The sequence below is a fragment of the Rubneribacter sp. genome, assembly GCF_965361815.1.
Genome location: NZ_CBDTNW010000087.1, coordinates 1 through 19,334, shown reverse-complemented (window position 1 = coordinate 19,334; position 19,334 = coordinate 1). Strand labels below are relative to the sequence as shown.

General features: G+C 62.0%; 18 protein-coding genes. 13 read left to right on the top strand and 5 right to left on the bottom strand.

The annotated features are described in order from the left end of the window. The 6 genes from ACWKY3_RS06445 to ACWKY3_RS06420 form a co-directional block, all read left to right on the top strand. Nucleotides 1–780: type III pantothenate kinase (locus ACWKY3_RS06445; protein ID WP_449315603.1), on the top strand; the 780-nt coding region annotated here is incomplete at its 5' end. Beyond that, nucleotides 777–3,560 (top strand): DEAD/DEAH box helicase family protein, encoded by a 2,784-nt coding sequence (locus tag ACWKY3_RS06440; RefSeq protein WP_449315602.1) that lies wholly within the window; start codon nt 777–779, stop codon nt 3,558–3,560. The genes ACWKY3_RS06445 and ACWKY3_RS06440, both read left to right, overlap by 4 nt. A 146-nt stretch (nt 3,561–3,706) precedes the next feature. Then, nucleotides 3,707–5,395, top strand: coding sequence for a formate--tetrahydrofolate ligase (locus tag ACWKY3_RS06435; RefSeq protein ID WP_449315601.1), 1,689 nt, complete (start codon nt 3,707–3,709; stop codon nt 5,393–5,395). A gap of 506 nt (nt 5,396–5,901) precedes the next feature. Next, complete coding sequence (locus tag ACWKY3_RS06430; protein WP_449315600.1) at nt 5,902–6,357, top strand: zinc ribbon domain-containing protein; 456 nt, start codon at nt 5,902–5,904, stop codon at nt 6,355–6,357. A gap of 294 nt (nt 6,358–6,651) precedes the next feature. After that, entirely contained in the window at nt 6,652–7,650 is a 999-nt protein-coding gene (locus tag ACWKY3_RS06425) for a restriction endonuclease (protein ID WP_449315599.1), read from the top strand. A 23-nt stretch (nt 7,651–7,673) separates the two neighbouring features. Further along, nucleotides 7,674–8,099 (top strand): YARHG domain-containing protein, encoded by a 426-nt coding sequence (locus ACWKY3_RS06420; protein ID WP_449315598.1) that lies wholly within the window; start codon nt 7,674–7,676, stop codon nt 8,097–8,099. 138 nt (nt 8,100–8,237) lie between these two features. Here the strand turns inward: ACWKY3_RS06420 and ACWKY3_RS06415 are convergent, their stop codons facing one another. Continuing rightward, nucleotides 8,238–9,521 (bottom strand): ATP-binding protein, encoded by a 1,284-nt coding sequence (locus ACWKY3_RS06415; RefSeq protein WP_449315597.1) that lies wholly within the window; start codon nt 9,519–9,521, stop codon nt 8,238–8,240. 284 nt (nt 9,522–9,805) lie between these two features. On the opposite strand from ACWKY3_RS06415, the gene ACWKY3_RS06410 reads away from it, so the two are divergent. Beyond that, nucleotides 9,806–10,321: a hypothetical protein gene (locus ACWKY3_RS06410; RefSeq protein ID WP_449315596.1), complete on the top strand. Its 516-nt coding sequence runs from the start codon at nt 9,806–9,808 to the stop codon at nt 10,319–10,321. A 231-nt stretch (nt 10,322–10,552) separates the two neighbouring features. Here ACWKY3_RS06410 and ACWKY3_RS06405 read toward each other — a convergent pair whose 3' ends face one another. Then, the gene (locus tag ACWKY3_RS06405; protein WP_449315595.1) at nt 10,553–10,987 is read right to left on the bottom strand and encodes a type II toxin-antitoxin system VapC family toxin; all 435 of its coding nucleotides are present in this window, start codon (nt 10,985–10,987) and stop codon (nt 10,553–10,555) included. Beyond that, entirely contained in the window at nt 10,968–11,270 is a 303-nt protein-coding gene (locus tag ACWKY3_RS06400; RefSeq protein ID WP_449315594.1) for a hypothetical protein, read from the bottom strand. The genes ACWKY3_RS06405 and ACWKY3_RS06400 overlap by 20 nt, the downstream gene beginning before the upstream one ends. Before the next feature lie 378 nt (nt 11,271–11,648). Here ACWKY3_RS06400 and ACWKY3_RS06395 point away from each other — a divergent pair, with 378 nt between their 5' ends. From ACWKY3_RS06395 to ACWKY3_RS06385, 3 genes are all read left to right on the top strand, one after another. Beyond that, nucleotides 11,649–12,260, top strand: coding sequence for a cyclodeaminase/cyclohydrolase family protein (locus ACWKY3_RS06395; protein ID WP_449315593.1), 612 nt, complete (start codon nt 11,649–11,651; stop codon nt 12,258–12,260). 101 nt (nt 12,261–12,361) lie between these two features. Beyond that, nucleotides 12,362–13,225, top strand: coding sequence for a bifunctional 5,10-methylenetetrahydrofolate dehydrogenase/5,10-methenyltetrahydrofolate cyclohydrolase (locus ACWKY3_RS06390; protein ID WP_449315592.1), 864 nt, complete (start codon nt 12,362–12,364; stop codon nt 13,223–13,225). Beyond that, nucleotides 13,222–14,016: a nitroreductase family protein gene (locus ACWKY3_RS06385; RefSeq protein ID WP_449315591.1), complete on the top strand. Its 795-nt coding sequence runs from the start codon at nt 13,222–13,224 to the stop codon at nt 14,014–14,016. The genes ACWKY3_RS06390 and ACWKY3_RS06385 overlap by 4 nt, the downstream gene beginning before the upstream one ends. Before the next feature lie 61 nt (nt 14,017–14,077). Here ACWKY3_RS06385 and ACWKY3_RS06380 read toward each other — a convergent pair whose 3' ends face one another. Then, nucleotides 14,078–14,983 carry a hypothetical protein gene (locus tag ACWKY3_RS06380; protein ID WP_449315590.1) on the bottom strand — a complete coding sequence of 302 codons (906 nt, stop codon included), beginning with the start codon at nt 14,981–14,983 and terminating at the stop codon, nt 14,078–14,080. Between the two features lie 194 nt (nt 14,984–15,177). On the opposite strand from ACWKY3_RS06380, the gene ACWKY3_RS06375 reads away from it, so the two are divergent. The 3 genes from ACWKY3_RS06375 (at nt 15,178) to tsaD (ending at nt 18,912) form a co-directional block, all read left to right on the top strand. Then, nucleotides 15,178–15,450, top strand: a complete 273-nt coding sequence (locus ACWKY3_RS06375) for a homocitrate synthase (protein WP_449315589.1) — start codon at nt 15,178–15,180, stop codon at nt 15,448–15,450. A gap of 138 nt (nt 15,451–15,588) precedes the next feature. Beyond that, complete coding sequence (gene tsaE, locus ACWKY3_RS06370; protein ID WP_449315588.1) at nt 15,589–16,095, top strand: tRNA (adenosine(37)-N6)-threonylcarbamoyltransferase complex ATPase subunit type 1 TsaE; 507 nt, start codon at nt 15,589–15,591, stop codon at nt 16,093–16,095. A gap of 3 nt (nt 16,096–16,098) precedes the next feature. Then, complete coding sequence (gene tsaD, locus ACWKY3_RS06365; RefSeq protein WP_449315587.1) at nt 16,099–18,912, top strand: tRNA (adenosine(37)-N6)-threonylcarbamoyltransferase complex transferase subunit TsaD; 2,814 nt, start codon at nt 16,099–16,101, stop codon at nt 18,910–18,912. A gap of 108 nt (nt 18,913–19,020) precedes the next feature. Here the strand turns inward: tsaD and ACWKY3_RS06360 are convergent. Continuing rightward, nucleotides 19,021–19,334: Na+/H+ antiporter NhaC family protein (locus ACWKY3_RS06360; protein WP_449315586.1), on the bottom strand; the 314-nt coding region annotated here is incomplete at its 5' end.

Here is a 19,334-nt window from a genome sequence, read left to right as displayed (position 1 = left end):
GGGAATACCCAGACGGTGTTGGGTGGGGAGCGGGAAGGGCTCCTGTGCCACTGGTGGCGTGTGGCCACCAACAAGCACCACACTTCCGACGAGCTGCGCGTGAAGCTCGCGCCGCTTTTGGCCTCGGAGGGCATTGAGACGAGCGACCTTGCGGGCGTGGCGCTGGCCTCCGTGGTGCCCCAGCTCACCGAGGCGTGGCGGACGGCGGCGGTGCGCATGACCGGGCGCGAGGCGCTCGTATGTTCAGCCGAGACGGCGGGTGCGCTCTTCGCGACCGGCTATCCGAACCCTCGCGAGATAGGTGCCGACCGCGTGGCTGACGCTGTGGCCGCCAAGGCGCTCTACGGCGCGCCCGTGGTGGTGGTTGATTTCGGCACGGCCACGAACATAGAGGTCATCGACGCCGAAGGGCGGTTCGCGGGCGGCGTCATCGCGCCGGGAGTGGAGACGTCGGCTCAGGCGCTGTTTTCGCGGGCCACGAAGCTGGGGGCCATCGATCTGGTGGATCCGCATACCGCCATCGGCAGCAACACCGAGCAAGCTATCCAGGCGGGCATCGTGTACGGCGAGGCCGACCGCGTGGACGGGCTGGTGCGGCGCATCTTCGACCAGCTGGGCTACCGCGCGCCGGTGGTGGCCACGGGCGGCCTGGCGCCGCGCGTGGCGGCGCAGTCGCGCACCATCACCGCCACGAACCCCGAGCTTACCCTTGAGGGCCTGCGCCTTGTGTACGAGGCCGCAGAGGGCCGTGAAGGCCGGTCGGAAGAGGCGACGACGTGACGGAGGCGAAGGGCGCTGCGTTTGACGGCGTGTCGTTTCGCGGGACGTTTCGCGATTATCAGCAGACTGTGCTCAACCGGGTGGGGGACCATCTGGCCGACGGGCGGATCCATATCGTCGCGGCGCCTGGCAGCGGAAAGACGGTGCTCGGGCTTGAGCTCGTCCGGCGTCTGGGACAGCCGGCCATCGTGCTGTCGCCGTCGGTGACCATCCGCCAGCAGTGGGGCGATCGCTTTGAGGAGCGCTTCCTTCCCGCAGGACGATCCCTTGACGAGTTCGTGTCGTTCGACCTCGAGTCGTTCCGGCCCATCACATCGGTCACCTACCAGGCCCTCCATGCTGCCTCGACGCGCGCTGTGGACGTTGAGGCGCGCGACCTTGCCGACGAGGACGATGCGGACGACGGCGCCAGCGCAGCCGCCGACGTCGCCTCGGATGCCGTGGAGCGGCACGATTTCGCCGATTTCGACCTGGTGGCCGCTGCGAAGGATGCCGGCGTGCGCGTTGTGTGCCTTGACGAGGCCCATCATCTGCGCAGCGAGTGGCATCGGGCCCTCAAGGCGTTCATCAAGGCCCTTGGATCGGTGACCGTCATAGCGCTCACCGCCACGCCCCCCTACGATTCCACGGCGGCCGAATGGGCGCGTTACGAATCGCTGTGCGGCCCCGTTGACGAGGAGATATTCGTACCGGAGCTTGTCGCGAAGGGGACGTTGTGCCCGCATCAGGACTACGTCCGCTTCACGCTGCCCACAACGTCTGAGCGCCAAGCGGCAAACGAGTACCGCCGCCGCGTCGACCGGTGCTGCGACGAAGTGCTTGAATCGCGCATAGTGAGCCGCGCCCTTGAGGCGTCGGGCTTGGTGGCGTCTTATCGCGACCACCTCGATGTCATCTTGAAGAACGAGCGCCCCTTCGCCACGCTTGTGCGCGCGGCGAAGCAAGACGGCATGGCCGTGCCCTCCGGGTTGCTGAGGCTCACGCGCCGCAAGGGGACGAGGGCCGCGCCCGTTGGCCGACGGCGCTGCGCACGCGATCTCGAAGAGGCGTTCCAGTTTCTGATAGACGAACCGGAGCTGTTCACGCCTGAGGTCAGCGCCGAATTGAAAGGCCTGGTCGCGCGGTACGGGCTGCTTGAGCGCGGTCGGGTTCGCCTGCGGGCCGACCGCAGGCTCTCGCGCATGCTCGTGTCCTCGATGGGAAAGCTGCACGGATTAGCCGAGGTGGCCGCGCTCGAAGCCTCGGTGCTCGGCGACGACCTGCGCATGCTCGTTCTCACCGACTACATCAAAAAGGACCTCGTCGGCGTTATCGGCACGGAGCTTCCCCTCTCCTCCATGGGGGCCGTGCCCGCGTTCGAGGCCATCCGCCGCACGGTGGGCGAGGGCGTGTCCCTCGGCCTGCTCACCGGTTCGCTCGTCATCGTGCCGAACGGCGCGGCGGAAGGAGTTGGGCGCATCGCGCATGAGCGGGGAGTCGCTTGCTCGTTCGATCCGCTGCCGCATGCAAGGTTCTGCGTGGTTTCGTTCGAGGGATCGAACAAGGGCAAGGTCGCCGTCATGACCGAAGCGTTTCGGCAGGGCCTTGTGAACGTTTTGGTGGGCACGAAGTCGCTGCTGGGCGAGGGGTGGGACTCCCCGTGCATCAACGCGCTCGTGCTGGCCACGTTCGTAGGCAGCTTCATGCTGTCCAACCAGATGCGCGGGCGCGCCATCCGGGTGGATGGGGATCGACCGGGCAAGACCGCCAACATCTGGCACCTCGTGTGCGTGGAGCCGCTGCTCGGCGAAGACGCCCCTTGGATCCAGAGGCTCTTCTACTCCGGCCTCGAGCGGTCGCGGGAGCTTGAGGGCGCCGATTGGGAGACGCTCGTGCGCCGGTTCGACTGCTTCATGGGCCCTGCGTACCGTCGCCGCGTCATCGAGAGCGGCGTGGAGCGCCTCGACATCGTGGAACCGCCCTTCGACGAAGACGGCATTGCGCGCATCAACCGCCAGATGGAGGAGCTTGCGCGCGACCGGGAGGCCATGGCGCGCTCCTGGGAGGGGGCGCTGCCGAACGCGGCCGCCGTGTGCGTTGAGTCGCAGGGCCAGGTGGCGCCGGCGCGACCTGCGCTCTCGTTCAGGCTCCTGAACATGCTGCCGTTGGCGCTTCTGGGGTGCGTCGAAGGAGCGCTGGCTTGGGCGGTGGCGGGAGGCGTCCGGGCGCTGCGGCTTTCCGGCGCCGAGTTGCCGGGGGCGGCGCTGGCTGCGCTGGCGGCGGCGCTTTTCGCAGGAGCCGTGCTCCTGGTGCGCGGGGCGGTGCGCCTCGCTCGCAGGATGAGCCCGCGCAAAAACGTGCAGACCGCAGCCGAAGCCGTGCTCGAAGCGCTGTACGCCGTCGGCTTGGTGACAACCCCCGGCGCGAAGGTGCGCGTGTCGGCCGACCCGCTGTCGGTTGCGATAACGTTTCGCTTGCGCAACGCCGCCGTTCGCGAGCAGGAGGTGTTCGCCCAGGCTGTTTCCGAACTGCTCGCGCCTATCGACAATCCCAAATACGTGCTGGTCAGACGTGTTGGTCCTCTGAAAGACTGCCGCACCAGTTACGCGTGCCCAAGCGTGTTCGCGCAAAGCAAGGATTATGCCGAAAAGCTGCGTCGCGCCCTCTCGCGCAGACAGGGCGCGTTCGATCTGGTGTACACTTACACGCCCGAAGGCCGCTCGGTGCTGTGGGAGTGCTGCTGCAAGTCGTTCGCTAACCGCAATCAGGCGCTGGCCCGCAGGCGCGTGCTTGCGGAGTGAGCCGCGCCCTTGGGCTTCCGGCCGTGCGGCTTTCTTGCGCTCTTGGGGGATTGCCGCCCGCCCGGGCGGACGCGGCGGGTAGAATGAGGTGGCCATAAGGCGACCGGACCCAAGGAACCGACGAATCGAGGAACAGGGGGCTTGACGTGTTGAGCGACATTGAAATTGCCCAAGCCACGAAGCCGGAGCACATCAGCGCCATCGCCGACAAGGCGGGCGTGCCCCAGGAGTACCTGGAGATGTACGGCACCAACAAGGCGAAGGTGGACTACAACCTGCTCAAGGACGTTGACCACGCGCCGGGCAAGCTCGTCTTGGTGACGGCCATCAACCCCACGCCGGCAGGCGAGGGCAAGACCACCACCACGGTGGGCTTGGCCGACGCGCTGGCGCGCCAGGGCGAGAACGTGGTGGTGGCGCTGCGCGAGCCGTCGCTCGGCCCCGTGTTCGGCATCAAGGGCGGCGCGGCTGGAGGCGGATACGCCCAGGTGGTTCCCATGGAGGACATCAACCTGCACTTCACGGGCGACTTCCACGCCATCGGCGCGGCCAACAACCTGCTGGCGGCGCTTTTGGACGCGCACATCCACAACGGCAACGAACTGGGCATCGACGTGCGCAAGATCACCTGGAAGCGCGTGGTGGACATGAACGACCGCCAACTGCGCAGCATCGTGGACGGCCTGGGCGGCAAGGCCCACGGCGTGCCGCGCGAGGACGGGTTCGACATCACGGTGGCCTCCGAGGTGATGGCCATCTTCTGCCTGGCAACCTCTATCACCGATTTGAAGGAGCGCCTCGGCCGCATCGTGGTGGGTTACACTTACGACGACAAACCGGTCACGGCGCACGACCTGCACGCCGAAGGCGCGATGACGGCGCTTTTGAAGGACGCGCTCAAGCCCAACCTCGTGCAGACGCTCGAAGGCACGCCGGCGTTCGTGCATGGCGGCCCCTTCGCCAACATCGCGCACGGCTGCAACTCCATCATGGCCACGCGCATGGCCCTGGCGCTGGGCGATTACTGCGTGACGGAGGCCGGCTTCGGCGCCGATTTGGGCGCGGAGAAGTTCCTGGACATCAAGTGCCGTCTGGCGGGTCTGCGCCCGGACGCGGTGGTTGTGGTGGCCACGGTGCGCGCTTTGAAGAACCACGGCGGCGTGGCGAAGGCCGATTTGGGCGCGGAGAACCTGGAGGCGTTGGAGGCGGGCCTGCCGAACCTGCTGCAGCACGTGGAGAACATCACGCAGGTGTACAACCTGCCGTGCGTGGTGGCCATCAACCGCTTCCCCACGGACACGGAGGCCGAGTTGGCGCTCGTGGAGCGCAAGTGCCGTGAGCTGGGCGTGAACGTGGCGCTTTCCGAGGTGTGGGCGAAGGGCGGAGAGGGCGGCTTGGCGCTGGCCGACGAGGTGGTGCGCCTGTGCCAGGAGGGCGATGCCGAGGGCCGCAGCGCGGACACGTTCGAGTTCGCCTACGGCGACGACCTTACGCTTGCCGAGAAGATAGAGGCCATCGCCAAGCGCGTGTACCGTGCCGACGGCGTGGTGTTCGAGCCGGCGGCGAAGAAGGAGCTTGCGCAGCTGGAAGAGCTGGGCTTTGGCGGCATGCCCGTGTGCATGGCCAAGACGCAGTACTCCTTCAGCGACAACGCCGCTTTGCTGGGCGCGCCGCGTGGTTTCACCGTGACGGTGCGCCAGGTGAAGGTGTCGGCCGGCGCCGGCTTCGTGGTGGCGCTCACCGGCTCCATCATGACCATGCCCGGCCTGGGCAAGGCCCCTGCCGCCTTCAAGATAGACGTGGACGAGAACGGCAAGATCTCCGGGTTGTTCTAATATGCGTTCCGCCGTTGCTGACGCGGCGGCGGACGAACTGACGCTGCGGGGCGCCGATGCGCCCCGCCTTGGCGTTCCAAGCCCTCGTCGCGCGCCCCAGTGCGCGTTCTTGGTCTTTCGCGCCAATGCAGGTCACCTCGGCACCCGCAGGTCACCTCAGCACCCTCGCTGACGTTACAAACAACCTGCGAGTTTCGACAAGGCAATACTCCCATCAGGCCATCCTGCGCTTTGCAATTTTTGTTCGCTATGCGACTGGCAATCGCGCCGGTTGCGTGGTTGCAGGCCTATTGCATAAAACTTCCGGATTCCTTACCGCTGAGAGGCTTGATGCCTGACTGGGGTTGAATGCCGTGGCGAGTGGCAGCGAGTGACAGAGAACAGGCTTCTTTCTTTCGCAACAGCTTGTTGCTTGCGCGGCGTTTCCCGTTCGGTTGATAATGCGCAGCAAGGCACGGTGCCCACCGTACCCCGCCTTCGAAAAACCACCGACGAAAGGACGACCCATGCCCATCAAAGACGTGCTTTCCCAGCTGCGCCGTGAGCGCGGGCTTACTCAAGAAGAACTCGCTGGCAAGCTGTTCGTGACGCGGCAGGCGGTGTCACGGTGGGAGACGGGCGAAACGACGCCCGGCATCGACATGACGAAGCTCATCGCGCTGGCGCTGGACGTGCCCGTTACCGCGCTGCTGGAAATGCCCGAGCATTACTGCCAAAGCTGCGGCATGATGTTCACTGCGTCCGATCAATTCGCGCGCGAGGCGGACGGCTCCGTGACCGAGGAGTTTTGCCGCTGGTGCTACGACGCGGGCGCCTACACCTACGAGACCAGCATGGACGCCATGATAGAGGAATGCGCGCCGCGCATGGCGGAGGCGATGGGCTGGACAAACGACGAAGCGGTGTCGCTCATGGGTGCTGTGCTGCCTAGCCTGAAACGTTGGCGTGGGGAGGAGTGCTAACACGCATTCCTTCTGGGAGCCCTCAGAGTAAATGACAAATGACAGAGGACGGGGATAGCGTCATATTCGGGATACGCCTCAAATATGACGTTATCCCCGTCCTCTGTCGCTCTGTTTGTCATAAGATTTCATAAGACTGTGAACAGGATAAATGCGCGATTAGAGAAAAATATCTACCGTAATTAGAAGCATGAGATTATTGGGTTGGTCCTCGCGCTAATACGATTGACTACGGTATACTGGCTTGAGGGCAAAGATTGCGTACTATCTCGTCGAATCAAGGGAGCGTGTCTTATGGGTAGTGTCGACGAAGTACTTCGTGCGCTTAGTATCGAGATTATTCCTTTGGGAGACAGAAACATTACAGTGCTTTCTGTTTTCATTTTTCTTGCGTTGCTTGTGGCGATTGTAGCATTTTGCGTGCTTGCATATCGAACGTACCACGAGTATCTAAAAAATGCGTTCTATGAAACATACGAAATTAAACTCGATAATGCGGTGCGTGTTTCGCGAAGAACCGATGATGGGGCGAGTCGATTTGTTCTCGTATATCCTCGCTGGAGGTACCCAAACAAAGACGGAAGTCGCGATAGGCGGAGAAAGACCAATAACATTCTGGTTGGTAAAAGCATTCTAGAGGTTGGTCGATTTCGTGTTGCGAGCACCAGCCCTGTCCAGATCATCTGGCTTGCAAATGCGTTGAGAAAAAGAGGCGTGTCGGTAGAGCGTAATTCGCTCGAAGCCAAGAAATATGCCCGTGCGGTAAGGATGCGGCAGACGATGTTCAGCTATCAAACGATAGAGTCCATCATAAGTAATTATGCCGAAAGCGGAAACTATGCGGGGTTCGAAGAATACTGCGCGCAATTGTATCGAGCCCAAGGCTATAAAGCGGTGGTAACGTCACGAACGGGGGATGGAGGCTTCGACATAATTCTGTATGAGGGAACGGTTTTGTCGGCATTGGTGGAATGCAAGTGTTTTAGCCAATCGCACAAAGTTGGTCGGCCTCATCTTCAAAAACTTTATGGCGCTAATGTGGCATATCGGGCAAAGAAGCTCATTTTTATTACAACGAGCGATTTTAGTGCAGAAGCAAAGGAGTATGCACGGAGCCCTGGCGTGAATATGGAGTTAGTAAACGGCGCTAAACTCCTTGAGATGGCTGGTAAAGCCGCTTCGACAAGGGAAGCCGCCTCCTTAGTGATGCTCGACGATTGGAAATTGACAAGGGAAGATCTCATTGGGCGCTATCCACCTGATTATCTTCCTCCGAACATAAACATGGGCTGATCGGGCAGAGTTAGGGGCTTATCATGAAAAAACTTCTCCCGAATTTTATTGGGCTTGGTTGTTTGTTGGTTCTCATTGGTGGGCTGGGATTTGCGCTTGTTGCTTCGACTGATATCGAGACAACCGAGCCTTTTTCTGAGAATAGGGTCGATATTGCGGAATCGGAGTACGTTTTACCTGACAGTAATACGAGGTATTACACACGGGAGGAACTTGAGACTCTGTCGGTATGGGAACTTTATGTTGCCCACAATGAGATATATGCACGTCATGGGCGCGGTTTTAATCGTGAAGATCTGGCTGCGCATTTTGCATCATGTAGCTGGTACAACCAGTTGTATACGCCGGAGGAGTACGACGCGCTTCCTTCGCAACTTAATGAATTCGAGCGTTCAAATGCCGATTTGATGTTGGAGATAAGGCATGAAAGAAACGACGAATATCTATAAGTGTGGTGCTTTTGGTGAGGAAAGAGCAGTGTTACGCATCCAATGAGGGAAACGGTACAACGTATATAGCGCTTTCGATCAGTTGTTTTTACGTGCTAGTCAAACATCCTGGCATTTTACTTCCGTTATCCATCGAAACTAAGGGCGCAGGCAGGTGATAGGAATCACCAGGATGCCATCATTGCGTTGATAAGCGTAGCCTCCTGGGGTGAGGACGGCGCAAAACGATGGTGCTCCCATAATACTGGGGTCTATCTTGCCGACGAGTTTTTTGAGGTTTTCTGCAGCCTCATCTATAAGTTTAGAACTCATTTTTACTTCAAGAAGCGCGTAGCGGCCATCGTCAAGCACGATGACACAATCAGCTTCAAGACCGGTGTTGTCGCGATAGTGAAGGATTCTGCCGTTGAGAGGTTCGACGTATACGCGCAGATCGCGCACGCAGAGGTTCTCGAAAAGCAGACCGTAGGCAGAGAGGTCGCGCAAGAGAAGTTGCGGACTCGCACCAAGAGCTGCTGCCGCAATGGATGGATCGGTAAAGAAGCGCGCGGGCGTAGTGGTGATGCGCGATTTGGCATGGAGAGACGGTGCCCATGCCGGCACATCTTCAATGACGTAGAGATTGCGAAGTGCTCCGATGTAGGAGTTAATGGTTTCTCTCGACATATCGTTGCCGTGAGCCCTCAAATTGTTGCGTACGGTACTCATGTCGGCTTGGGTTGCCGAGCAGCGGGCGTATGCCTGCATGATAATGCGTGCGTACTGAGGGTTTCGCTTCACGCCATCCACACGCGAGACATCCTCCTCGGCAATAGCTGATAGGTAGTCGCGCGACATGGCAAGAGCAGCACGCTCGTTGGAAATGGTGACTGCGCGGGGCCAACCACCTCGGCATACCGCGTAAGACAGGCTTTCTATATCCTGATTTGAGTATCCTTCTACCGAGATGTCGCTTTGTGACGCGTGTCCTACATTGCCGAACAGGTGCTTGAGACTGACTTCGCCTGTAGAATCGCCAGATTCGAAAAGGGACATGGTGCGCATGTCGAGGAAGGAGAAACGTCCTGTGCCTGTGTGGTGTGGGCGGGCTGTCGGTGTGGCCGATCCGGTAAGCATAAATTGCCCTGGTTCGTTGGATCGGTCTACGGCAAAACGTACGGCATCCCAGAGTTGGGGTGCTTCCTGCCATTCATCAATGAGCCGAGGTTTTTGACCTTGCAGAAGAAGGGAAGGCTTTGCATCGGCTATGGCCATATTGTTGGCTCGTTCGTCGGGGTCTTGCAGAAATGCAACGCTTTGTGCGCGCTGCAAAGCTGTAGCTGTCTTTCCGCACCATTTAGGACCACGGATAACAACGGCTCCTGCATACGAGAGCTTTTCAACTAATTCATCATCAACAATGCGAGACAGGTAATCGGCCATAGCCAGCTCCTTGCAACGATTTCAACCTACAGATTGCAACGATTTTAACCTGCACTTTGCAACGATTTCAACCTACAGATTGCAATTTCGCACTAGCACTAACAGGCAGAAAAAAAAATAGGGATGGGAACGTTAACGCGTTTCTGACCTGCGGTTCGTAACCTTTGGTTGCGCGGTTTTCCCATGAAAAAGCACGTGGTGGTTGGTGGATCGCAACCTGTTATTCGAATATATTCCATACGACATCGCGATGATAGGTAAATAGGACAACCGAAAGGTAACCCATGGGTTTCAGAGACAAAAATGGCGATAAGGGATATCTTGTAAATTATGTACAAAACGGGAATTCTTACGGGTATGGTTTTAGACCCAAATATCGATGGACTTATTGCTTAGTTATGAGACAACTGTTTTTCGGCTGCCTTGTCTATTTAGCGCTTATGGTGCTGCATGGTTGCGCGCCAGTGGAAAGCGGCCCTGATTATGCTGTTGCGGAAAAGGGAGGTATGAAGGATCGCGCAGGGGGAATGGCAAGTGTTGTGTTGACTGGCCGCGGGACGATTCTCGAGGCCGATCCGCACGCTCTGCAAGCGCTTGTCCTGATGCGCGATTCGGGGGAGGAAGGCGAGCAAGAAATGCTTTTTGACTTTTCGGGTCATACTGAGTTTCTTCCCGTGGAACTTGACGAGTGTCGTCCTGGGGATGAAGTGGAGGTCACCTACTTCAAGGTGAAGCGGGCTTCCGGTGGTCTTGCGGGCGAGTCTCTGACGGTTGTGCGTTCGGTTTCGGTTTCCGAATAATCCTCTCGAACTACTCTTTCGCAGATATTTGCAACGTCTTTGCTCGGTGGCTTGTTCGCCCTGGTAGGTTGAATTTCAAAATGCAACAGCGTTGCGCTTAGTCTTGCGGACGAACTCCACAGGCCCCTGCGAAGGTAGCCTTTTGAGCTGTCTAGTAGGGGCCTTTTCTTGCTTAGAGCGGGCTTTCTTTTTGCGTCACTCTACAGAGGACGAGGATGTCAGGATGCATCTTTATCGCCGAGTAATTTTAGAGATAAAGTCGCATACCTCATGGGCCGTTATTTTCGGTACGGGAGAACCTCTAAAAGCCTTTTTGTCGTAGCTCACAAGAGCATCTACTTGATTGAGTTCGGCGCACGCTCGAACAATCGCATCTTCGTAATCCGGCTCATCGGAAACAAGCGCCGCCCTCACAACACGCGCATCCGTTGGCGCAAGAGGGAATACGTCCACAATGTTCGCAATGGCTTGACGTGCCTCTTTTTCGGAAAAGTCACAATGATGGGCGAGCGTGTAATAGGCCTCGTTCAGGGATGACGCGCACGCCAAAATATCCGCATCGCTCATAATGAGATTGCGCACTGCGCAACTCACTTCCTCATGTTTGTTCGAACCGACAAAACACCAGTACACGAGTGCATTTACATCAAAGAGGATAGTCGCCATGGATGCGCCCATCCTTTCGTGCTGCACTCACCATGTCCTCAGCGGTTGCACCCAAAGGCCACGTTTTTCCTCTCGACAATTCAGCATTACTCTGCTCGGCCTTCTCCAAGCGTTCAAGCCTGCGCGCCTGATCATCTCGCTTAAAATAAACGACCACCACATTCTCGCGCGGACTATCAAGTTCAACCGGCTCCGACGCGGACACACCCAGTCGTTCTCGCAGCCCCTTGGGAATGGCAATAGATTCAGAGTTGCCTGTTTTTGTTAATGTGGAAGTATACATTGCACCCTCCTCACATTCTTGTCATTACCTGTCATTACGGTACCGAGACGCAAGAAAAAAGTCAATGGGAAGAAACACGTATCGGATAACAAGGGAGCAACATAGCAAGGGGGCAACGCCGCGCAAAGGGGTGCAAAACGGCTCGTCTCAATCTGTGTCAAACTTGCGCCAAATCTCTCATCGCATAGAAGACATACGCCCTATTTTTTCTTGTCCCCGCCCTCTGTCATCAATTCTGCTGTTGGTGGCGCTGCTGGCGATCAGCCGCGCGTCGAGGGTTCGTGCAGGTTTCGTTGTCCGGCGGGTGCGGCGTGTGCGGCATAGCGTATCATGCGAACAATACATGTGCTGCAACGTGGATTCGATGGGAGGCAACCGGTGGACACGACGTTTATCGACGAATTGGCAAGTGCCGCGCCCACGCCGGGCGGCGGCGGGGCGAGCGCCTACGTGGGCGCGCTTGCGTCGGCCCTTGCTTCCATGGTGGGCAACCTGACCGTGGGGAAGAAAGCGTACGCCCAGGTGGAAGCCGAGGTGTACGTGACATTGGAGAAGCTGGCCGACGTACGCGAGCGTCTGCTTGAGCTGGTAGACGAGGACGCGCGCGCGTTTTCGCCCTTGGCGGCGGCGTATCGTATGCCCAAGGCAACGCCCGAGGAACAGGCGGCCAAAAACGAGGCGCTGCAGGCGGCGCTCGTGGGCGCGTGCGACGTGCCGCTCGAAATCATGGAGCGCGTGTCTGACGTGGTGGAACTCACGGATTTCCTGGCCCACAACGGCAGCAAGATGGCGCTTTCCGACGCCGGTGTGGCGGCGGCGTTCGCGCGTGCGGCGGCGGATGGGGCCAGCCTCAACATCTTTATCAACGCCGCTTCCATGGATGATAGGGAGCAGGCTCAGCGTTACCGCGACCGGGCAAACGCCGTGGCCAATTCTGTCCGCGCGCGCTGCGATGACTTGTTCCAGCACGTCAAGCAGGCGGTTTCGTAGCACCTATCCGAAGCAATCCGGAACCGTTTGAAGCCATCCAAAACCATCCAAAACCGTCCACGACCATCCGACGAATATCTCCAAGAGAAGGAGCCAACTACATGGCCGTTCTGCTGAAAGGAAAGCCGGTCACCGAGCGCATGGCGCAGGAACTTGCCCCGCGCATTGAAACGCTGCGCGCGGCGGGGGTAGAGCCGACGCTCGCTATCGTGCGTATGGGGGAGCGCCCCGATGATCTGTCGTACGAACGCACGGCAATCAAGCGTGCGGAAAGTTTGGGCGTGACCGTCAAGCCGTACGTGCTGGACGAGTTCGCCCCTCAGGAGGCGCTGCACGCCACGCTCCAGTCCGTCAACCTAGATGCGGGCGTGCACGGCTGCCTCATGTTCCGTCCGCTTCCGAGCTTCATCGACGAAAAAGCCATGTGCAACGCGCTTTCCCCCGACAAGGATGTGGACGGCATTTCGCTCGCCTCGCTTGCGGCGGTGTTCACGGATGCGAGCGAGGGGTTCCCGCCTTGCACGGCGGCGGCGTGCGTGCGCATGCTCGACCATTACGAAGTGCCGTTGGCGGGCAAGCACGTGGTGGTGGTGGGCCGCAGCTTGGTGGTGGGCAAGCCGGTGTCCATGATGCTGCTGCGACGCAACGCCAGCGTGACCATCTGCCACTCCAAGACCGAGCACTTGGAGAAGATCTGCCGCTCGGCTGACATCGTCATCTGCGCCACGGGGCGCGCCCGCGCGTTCGGCGCGGAGTGCTTCAGCCCCGGTCAGACGGTGCTTGATGTGGGCATCAACTTCGACACGCACGGAAACCTGTGCGGTGACGTCAACTTTGACGAGGTGGAGCCTGTCGTGGGTGCCATCACGCCGGTGCCCGGCGGCATCGGCACCGTGACCACGTCCATGACCATGGCGCACACGGTTGCCGCGGCGCAGGCCGCTGCGGAGGCGATGCGCCGATGACGATGGTGGAGGTGGACGAGGCGCGCTGCATCGGCTGCGGCAGATGCGCCGACGACTGCATAGCCGACGACCTGCGCATCGAAGGCGGCGTGGCGCAGGTGCTGGGCCGCTGCTTGCTGTGCGGCCACTGCGTTGCCGTGTGCCCGACGGGCGCGGTGTCCATTCCGGGCTACGACATGGACGACGTGGAGCCCGCCGCCCAGTTGAGCGAGTTCGTGGCGCCGAAGGACCTGCTGCGCGCCATCAAGTCGCGGCGCAGCATCCGCGCGTACCGTCTGCAGCCGGTGGGTCGGGAGGAGCTGGAGCTCGTTTTGCAGGCGGGTCGCTACACCGCCACGGCGAAGAACGCGCAAGCGTGCCGGTTCGTCGCCGTGCAGGAGGGGCTGGACGAGTTCAAGCGGATCGTGTGGGACGGGCTGGCCTGCGCGCTTGGGAGAACCGACGAGGATGCGCGCTGGGCGCAGCCGATGATGCCCCTGCTTACGCGCGAGCGGCGCTCCCCTGTGGACGACTACCTGTTCCGCAACGCTCCGGCGGTGCTGTTCGTGGCGGCCGAGCGCGCCGACGACGCGGGGCTGGCGGCCCAGAACATGGAGCTCATGGCGGCGTCGCTGGGGATGGGCGTGATGTACAACGGCTACTTGTGCCGGGCGTCCGAAAACATCCCCGAGGCGAAGGAGTGGCTGGGGGCGCAGGATCGGCCGCTGCAAATCTGCATGCTGCTGGGGTATCCGGCGCGCACCTACCGACGCACCGCCCCCCGCCGGCCGGGGGATTTCGTGATGAAGTGACACGGGAAGGGCCCTGCGCCGCGTGCGAGCGCAGGGCCCTTCCTCAAAAAGGCGAGGCGCGCTATGCCGCTTCAGGCAGCGCGGCGCTCTCTTCGCCGTCGTTTTCGCCGGTTGCGCCGCCTGTGATCACGCTGATGGCGTTCGCCGCCGCAGCCGCGACGTCCTCGGGCGACGAGTTCTCCAGCACATCAGTGCCTCCCTCCACCGTGCAGCCGGAGCAGCCTTCGTTGCGACCGGCCTCCATGGCGTCGTTGATGGTGCCCGCGTAGATGGTTTCAGAGTTCTTGATGTACTGGCAATCGGGGTTGAAGTGGTACTTCTTGCCGAAGGGGGTCCAGTAGCACAGCCCGTCGTCGGACAGCACGGCGGCGCTGGCCTCGGCTGCGTCGAGGTCCTCCTGGGTGGCGGGGTTGTAGTCGATGCCGCTGCCGATGGCCGCCACCAGCGCCACGCCGGCCACGATGGAGCAGATTTTCTTCGACTTCGCGTCCATGTCCTTGTTCGTCAGCATGAGCAGGATGATGGGCGCGAAGGCGATGACGGCGATGATGACGCCCAGCTGGGTTTGCACCCAGTAAGCCGTCTTGTTCTCCTTGGAGGCGGGCGCTATGTGGTTGGCGCGCTTCCACAACTGAGATCCGATGACGACCAGCACCAGGTCAACCACGATGAACACGATGACCCAGACCACGGGCGAGAGGCCCGGCAGGTAAAGCGTGCCGTTGGACGTGAGGATGGCCAGGATTTCGCAGACGATGCCGACCGCCCACAGAGCGACGGCCCCGATGCGGAACGGCAGCGCGTTGCCCGCGCGTTCGGCGTGCATCTCGTCGCGGAGGGCTTTGGTGGCTTCCCCGGTGCCTCCTTGCTTCGGCTTGGAGATTTTCGTGCCGGTTTTGGCGTCAACGAACTGGCGCTCCTTCGGCTTTTTCTCTTTGCGCTCCTCTTCCGGCGCTTTGTCTGCCATGGAATCCACCCTCCTGCTTTGCCCTGCGTGCATCAACTTTTATTTGAACCTCGCTACGCAGGTCGACCTGTCGATAACCTTCGTTATGATACCTGAGTGCCTGTTGAAGGGGCGCAAAAAGCAAGGGGTTCAACAATTGGTTGAACCCCCGCAGGGATGCGCTTGACGAAAAGCGTTTGGCAAGGAGGTTCGGTATGGACGTGCAGCAGCTGGCGGGGCAGTTCGTGAAATCGGTGGCGGACGACCCGTCGCTTCTGAAGCAGTTCGGCGTTGATCCGGCGCAGGCCGTGAAAGATGCCGTCGGAGTGGATTTGAGCGATGAGGACTTGGGCAACGTCGTGTCTGCCGTGGAGCCGTTGCTGGAAGGCAAGGACCTCGACATGGGCAGGATAGCCGAGGTGGCGGGCGACCTTCTGGCCGACGGCGACATCTTGGGCAAGCTGGGCGGGTTGTTCGGGGGCAAGTAGGGCGCCTTGCGCGTTGCGCCCTGCGGCCCCGCGCGCACGCCGCGGCCTTTGCCGCTCCCGCCGCCTCCCGCCGTCCCTCTTGCGGATGTTTCACGTGAAACGCGCTGGAGGGGCGGCGGGAGCGGTATCATACGGAACATGGCAAACGGGCTGACATACCTTCGCAAGACCACCTCGTCCGAGGCGACCAAGCAGCTTGCGTTCACGTTGGCGCCGTACCTGCATCCCGGCGACGTGATTGTGCTGACGGGCGATTTGGGCGCGGGCAAGACGCAGTTCGTGCAGGGCGTGGCCGCCGGGCTGGGCGTGCGCGACCAGGTGACCAGCCCAACGTTCAACATTCTGCTCACGTATCCGGGTGGGTCGTTGCCGCTGTACCACTTCGACTTGTACCGGCTGGACTCCTCCGATCAGCTTGAGGACGTCGGGTATTACGAAACCATAGACGCCGACGGCGCGTCGTTCATCGAATGGGGCGAGAAGTTCCCCGAGGCGCTGCCGTACGGCTATCTGGAGATATGCATTCGCACGGATGACGAGGGGAACCGCACGGTCTGCGCCCACGCGTACGGCGACCGGTCCCGTCAGCTTCTGTTCCTGTGGGCGAAGGACTCGAAGTCGCGCCTGATGAAATCTGCGAGGTAACCTATGTCTCAGCCTGTTTCGCGCTCGGGCGCTTTCGCGCGCGGGCCGTACGTGCTCGCGTTCGACACTGCCAACGAGGTCATAGCCATCGGCGTGGGCGTGCTGCGCCTTGAGGAGCGCGCGGTGGAGTGCGCGGCGTCTGCGGAGGCGGAGGCGCGACGGGCGTCGAACACCCAGCTTCTGCCGCGCATTGACGCGCTGCTGTCCGACCTAGGCGTTTCCCGTGCGGACATCGCGTGCGTGTGCGTGGGGCGCGGGCCGGGGTCGTTCACGGGCGTGCGCATTGCCATGGCCACGGCCAAGGGCGTCGCCTCGGCGTTGGGCGTGGGCTTGGTGGGCGTGTCGTCGCTTGACGCGGTGGCTTGGAACGCGCAGGCCGCGGGTGTGCGCGGGCGGCTGGCCGTGGTAGCCGACGCCATGCGCAAGGAGGTGTACCCGGTCCGCTATCTGCTGGACGAGGCGGGCGTGGGGCGCGTGGAGGCCGACCGCGTGGTGAAGGCCGAGGTCGCCGCCGAGGAGCTGCGGGAAGGCGCTGCGGGGCAGTTGGTGACGGGCGACGCGTTGCGCAAATACGGGGAGCTGTTCGCGCCTTGCGGCGAAGCGCTGGCCGAGGAGCTGTGGACGCCGACGGGCCGCGGGCTTTTGCTGGCGCTTGAGGCCGCGTGGCGGGCGGGAAAGGCCGATCCGTTGGATGCGCGGCGGCATGATCCGGCGCTCGCGCTGCCGGTGTACACGCGCCTGTCCGATGCCGAGGAGAACGAGCGCATCCGCTTGGCGAAAAACGATCCGAAAAACCTGGTGACGGGCGTGCAGGACGTTGGCGTGCGGCGCGATCAGCGTGCAAGCGCGCACGATACCGCCGTTTTGAACGCGCGGCCCGATGCCGAGGGCATCACGTACAAGCCGCTCGATGCCGCGCACGCAGCGGAGGTTGCAGCGCTTGAGGCGCAGGTCATGGGGTCGGATGCGTGGAGCGAGGCGCTTGTGGCCGACGAGCTGCCGCGCGCCGACCGCGTGTGGTGGGCAGCGTACGGGACTCCGGCGGCCTGCCGGCCGACGGAGCCTGCCGACGATGCGGGCGCTGCGGCGGCCTTCGCCGACGTTGCGGACAGCCTGGGGGGCGGAAAGGGTTCGTTTTTGCAGGTTGGTGGCGACGATGCCGCCGCTTCATCCGCTTCGCAGCTTGTGGGCTATGCGGGCGGGTGGATCGTCGATGGCGGGGTGCAGATTCTCAAGGTGGGAGTGCATCCTGCGTGGCGGCGGCGAGGGATCGCGCGCGAGTTGCTGGCGCGGGTGGCGGCCGATGCGCGCGATCTGGGCGCCAGCGCGTGCTCGCTTGAGGTGCGCGCGGGAAACGAGGGAGCGCGGGCGTTTTACGAGTCGCTCGGCTTCCGCTCGCTTGGCGTGCGGCCGCGCTACTACTCCGACGGCGAGGACGCGCTCATCCTGGAGGGGCCGCTGCCGCTTTCCGCGCGGGACGTGGCCGGCATGGCGCTTGTGGTGGACGCGGCCTCCCGCGAGCAGGGACAGTCGGGGATTGCGGGGGCAGGTTCGCCATGCGAATCGGCGCGAGGCGGCACGGATCGCGCTTTGTGCATGGATTCCGAGCCTCGTGCGCTGTCCCCGCAAGGTGAAATCCCAGTTCGCGATTTCCCTGCCGCTGAATCATCGGGCGCAACCCATGCACAAGGCGCGATCCGTGCCGCCTCGGGAGAGAAACCGCGCCAGGGGACGTTCGAAGCGCATTCGCCCGGCGAGGTTTCGCCCCTCGACGCGTCCCGTCCGCTCATCCTCGCCATCGAGTCGTCTTGCGACGAGACGGCCGCCGCCATCGTGGACGGCTCGGGCGCGCTTGTGGCCGATGTGGTGGCCTCGCAGATCGATTTCCACGCGCGTTTCGGCGGCGTGGTGCCGGAGATCGCCAGCCGCAAGCACATCGAGGCTATCTGCGGCGTGTGCGACGAATGCCTGGACACGGCGGCCGCTCGCCTCGGCGTGCCCCGCCTCACATGGGCCAACCTTGACGCCGTGGCTGTCACCTACGCGCCGGGCCTGGTGGGCGCGCTTGTGGTGGGCGTGGCGTTTGCGAAGGGCGCGGCCTGGGCGGCCGAGGTGCCGCTCATCGGCGTCAACCATCTGGAGGGCCATCTGTACGCGAACAAGATTGGCGCGCCGGATTTCTCGCCGCCGGCGGTGGTGTCGCTTGTGTCCGGCGGCAACACCATGCTTGTGCACATGCGCGGCTGGGGCGACTACGAAACGCTCGGCGCCACCATTGACGACGCGGTGGGAGAGGCGTTCGACAAGGTGGCGAAGGCGCTTGGGCTGGGGTATCCCGGCGGTCCCGTCATCTCGCGCGAGGCGGCGCACGGCAACCCGGAGGCCATAGCGTTTCCGCGCGCGATGATGCATTCGGGCGACTTGCGCTTCTCGCTGTCGGGCCTCAAAACCGCAGTGGTCACCTACATCAACAACGAGCGGGCCGCTGGTCGCGTGCTCAGCGTGCCCGACATCTGCGCAAGCTTCCAGCAGGCTGTCGTGGACGTGCAGGTGAAGAAGGCCGAAACGGCGCTGCGCCAGACGGGCGCGCCCGCGTTCTGCCTAGGCGGCGGCGTGGCGGCGAATCCCGTGCTGCGCGACGCGTACCGCGCGCTTTGCGACCGCATGGGCGTGCGCCTTGTGCTGCCGCCTTTGAGCGCCTGCGGCGACAACGCCGGCATGATAGCGCTCGTGGCCCTTGGCCGCTACCGCCAAGCCCGCTTCCTCGCCCTGGACGCCGACGCCCAAGCCCATGCCAACCTGGATGAACCGTACTAGCCTCAAGCCTTGAAACCGAAACGAGGGCCTGCGCTGCCGCAGGCCCTCGTTGTGCAAACGCGTCGATTCGCTCAGCGATCCGTTTGTCGCCGCACCGGTTGCCGCTCCCTATTCCGCAGCAGCCGCACCCTTCGTGTTCGTGCCGATGGTCTTGCGCAGCACGAACAGCGCCGCTATCACCAGCACGGCGCCGATGGCCAGGCAGATGGGCGCGTTGCGCACGAAACCTGCGATGGCGAAGCACACGCATGAGATCGCACCCACGGTGATGACGTAGGGCAGCTGGGTTTTCGCTTGCTCGATGTGTTTCACGTTCGCACCGTCCGATGCCAGGGTGGTGGTGTCGGAGATGGGCGAGCAGTGATCGCCCGCCACCGCGCCCGCCAGGCACGCGGAGATGCCGATGGTCAGCAGCTCGGGCT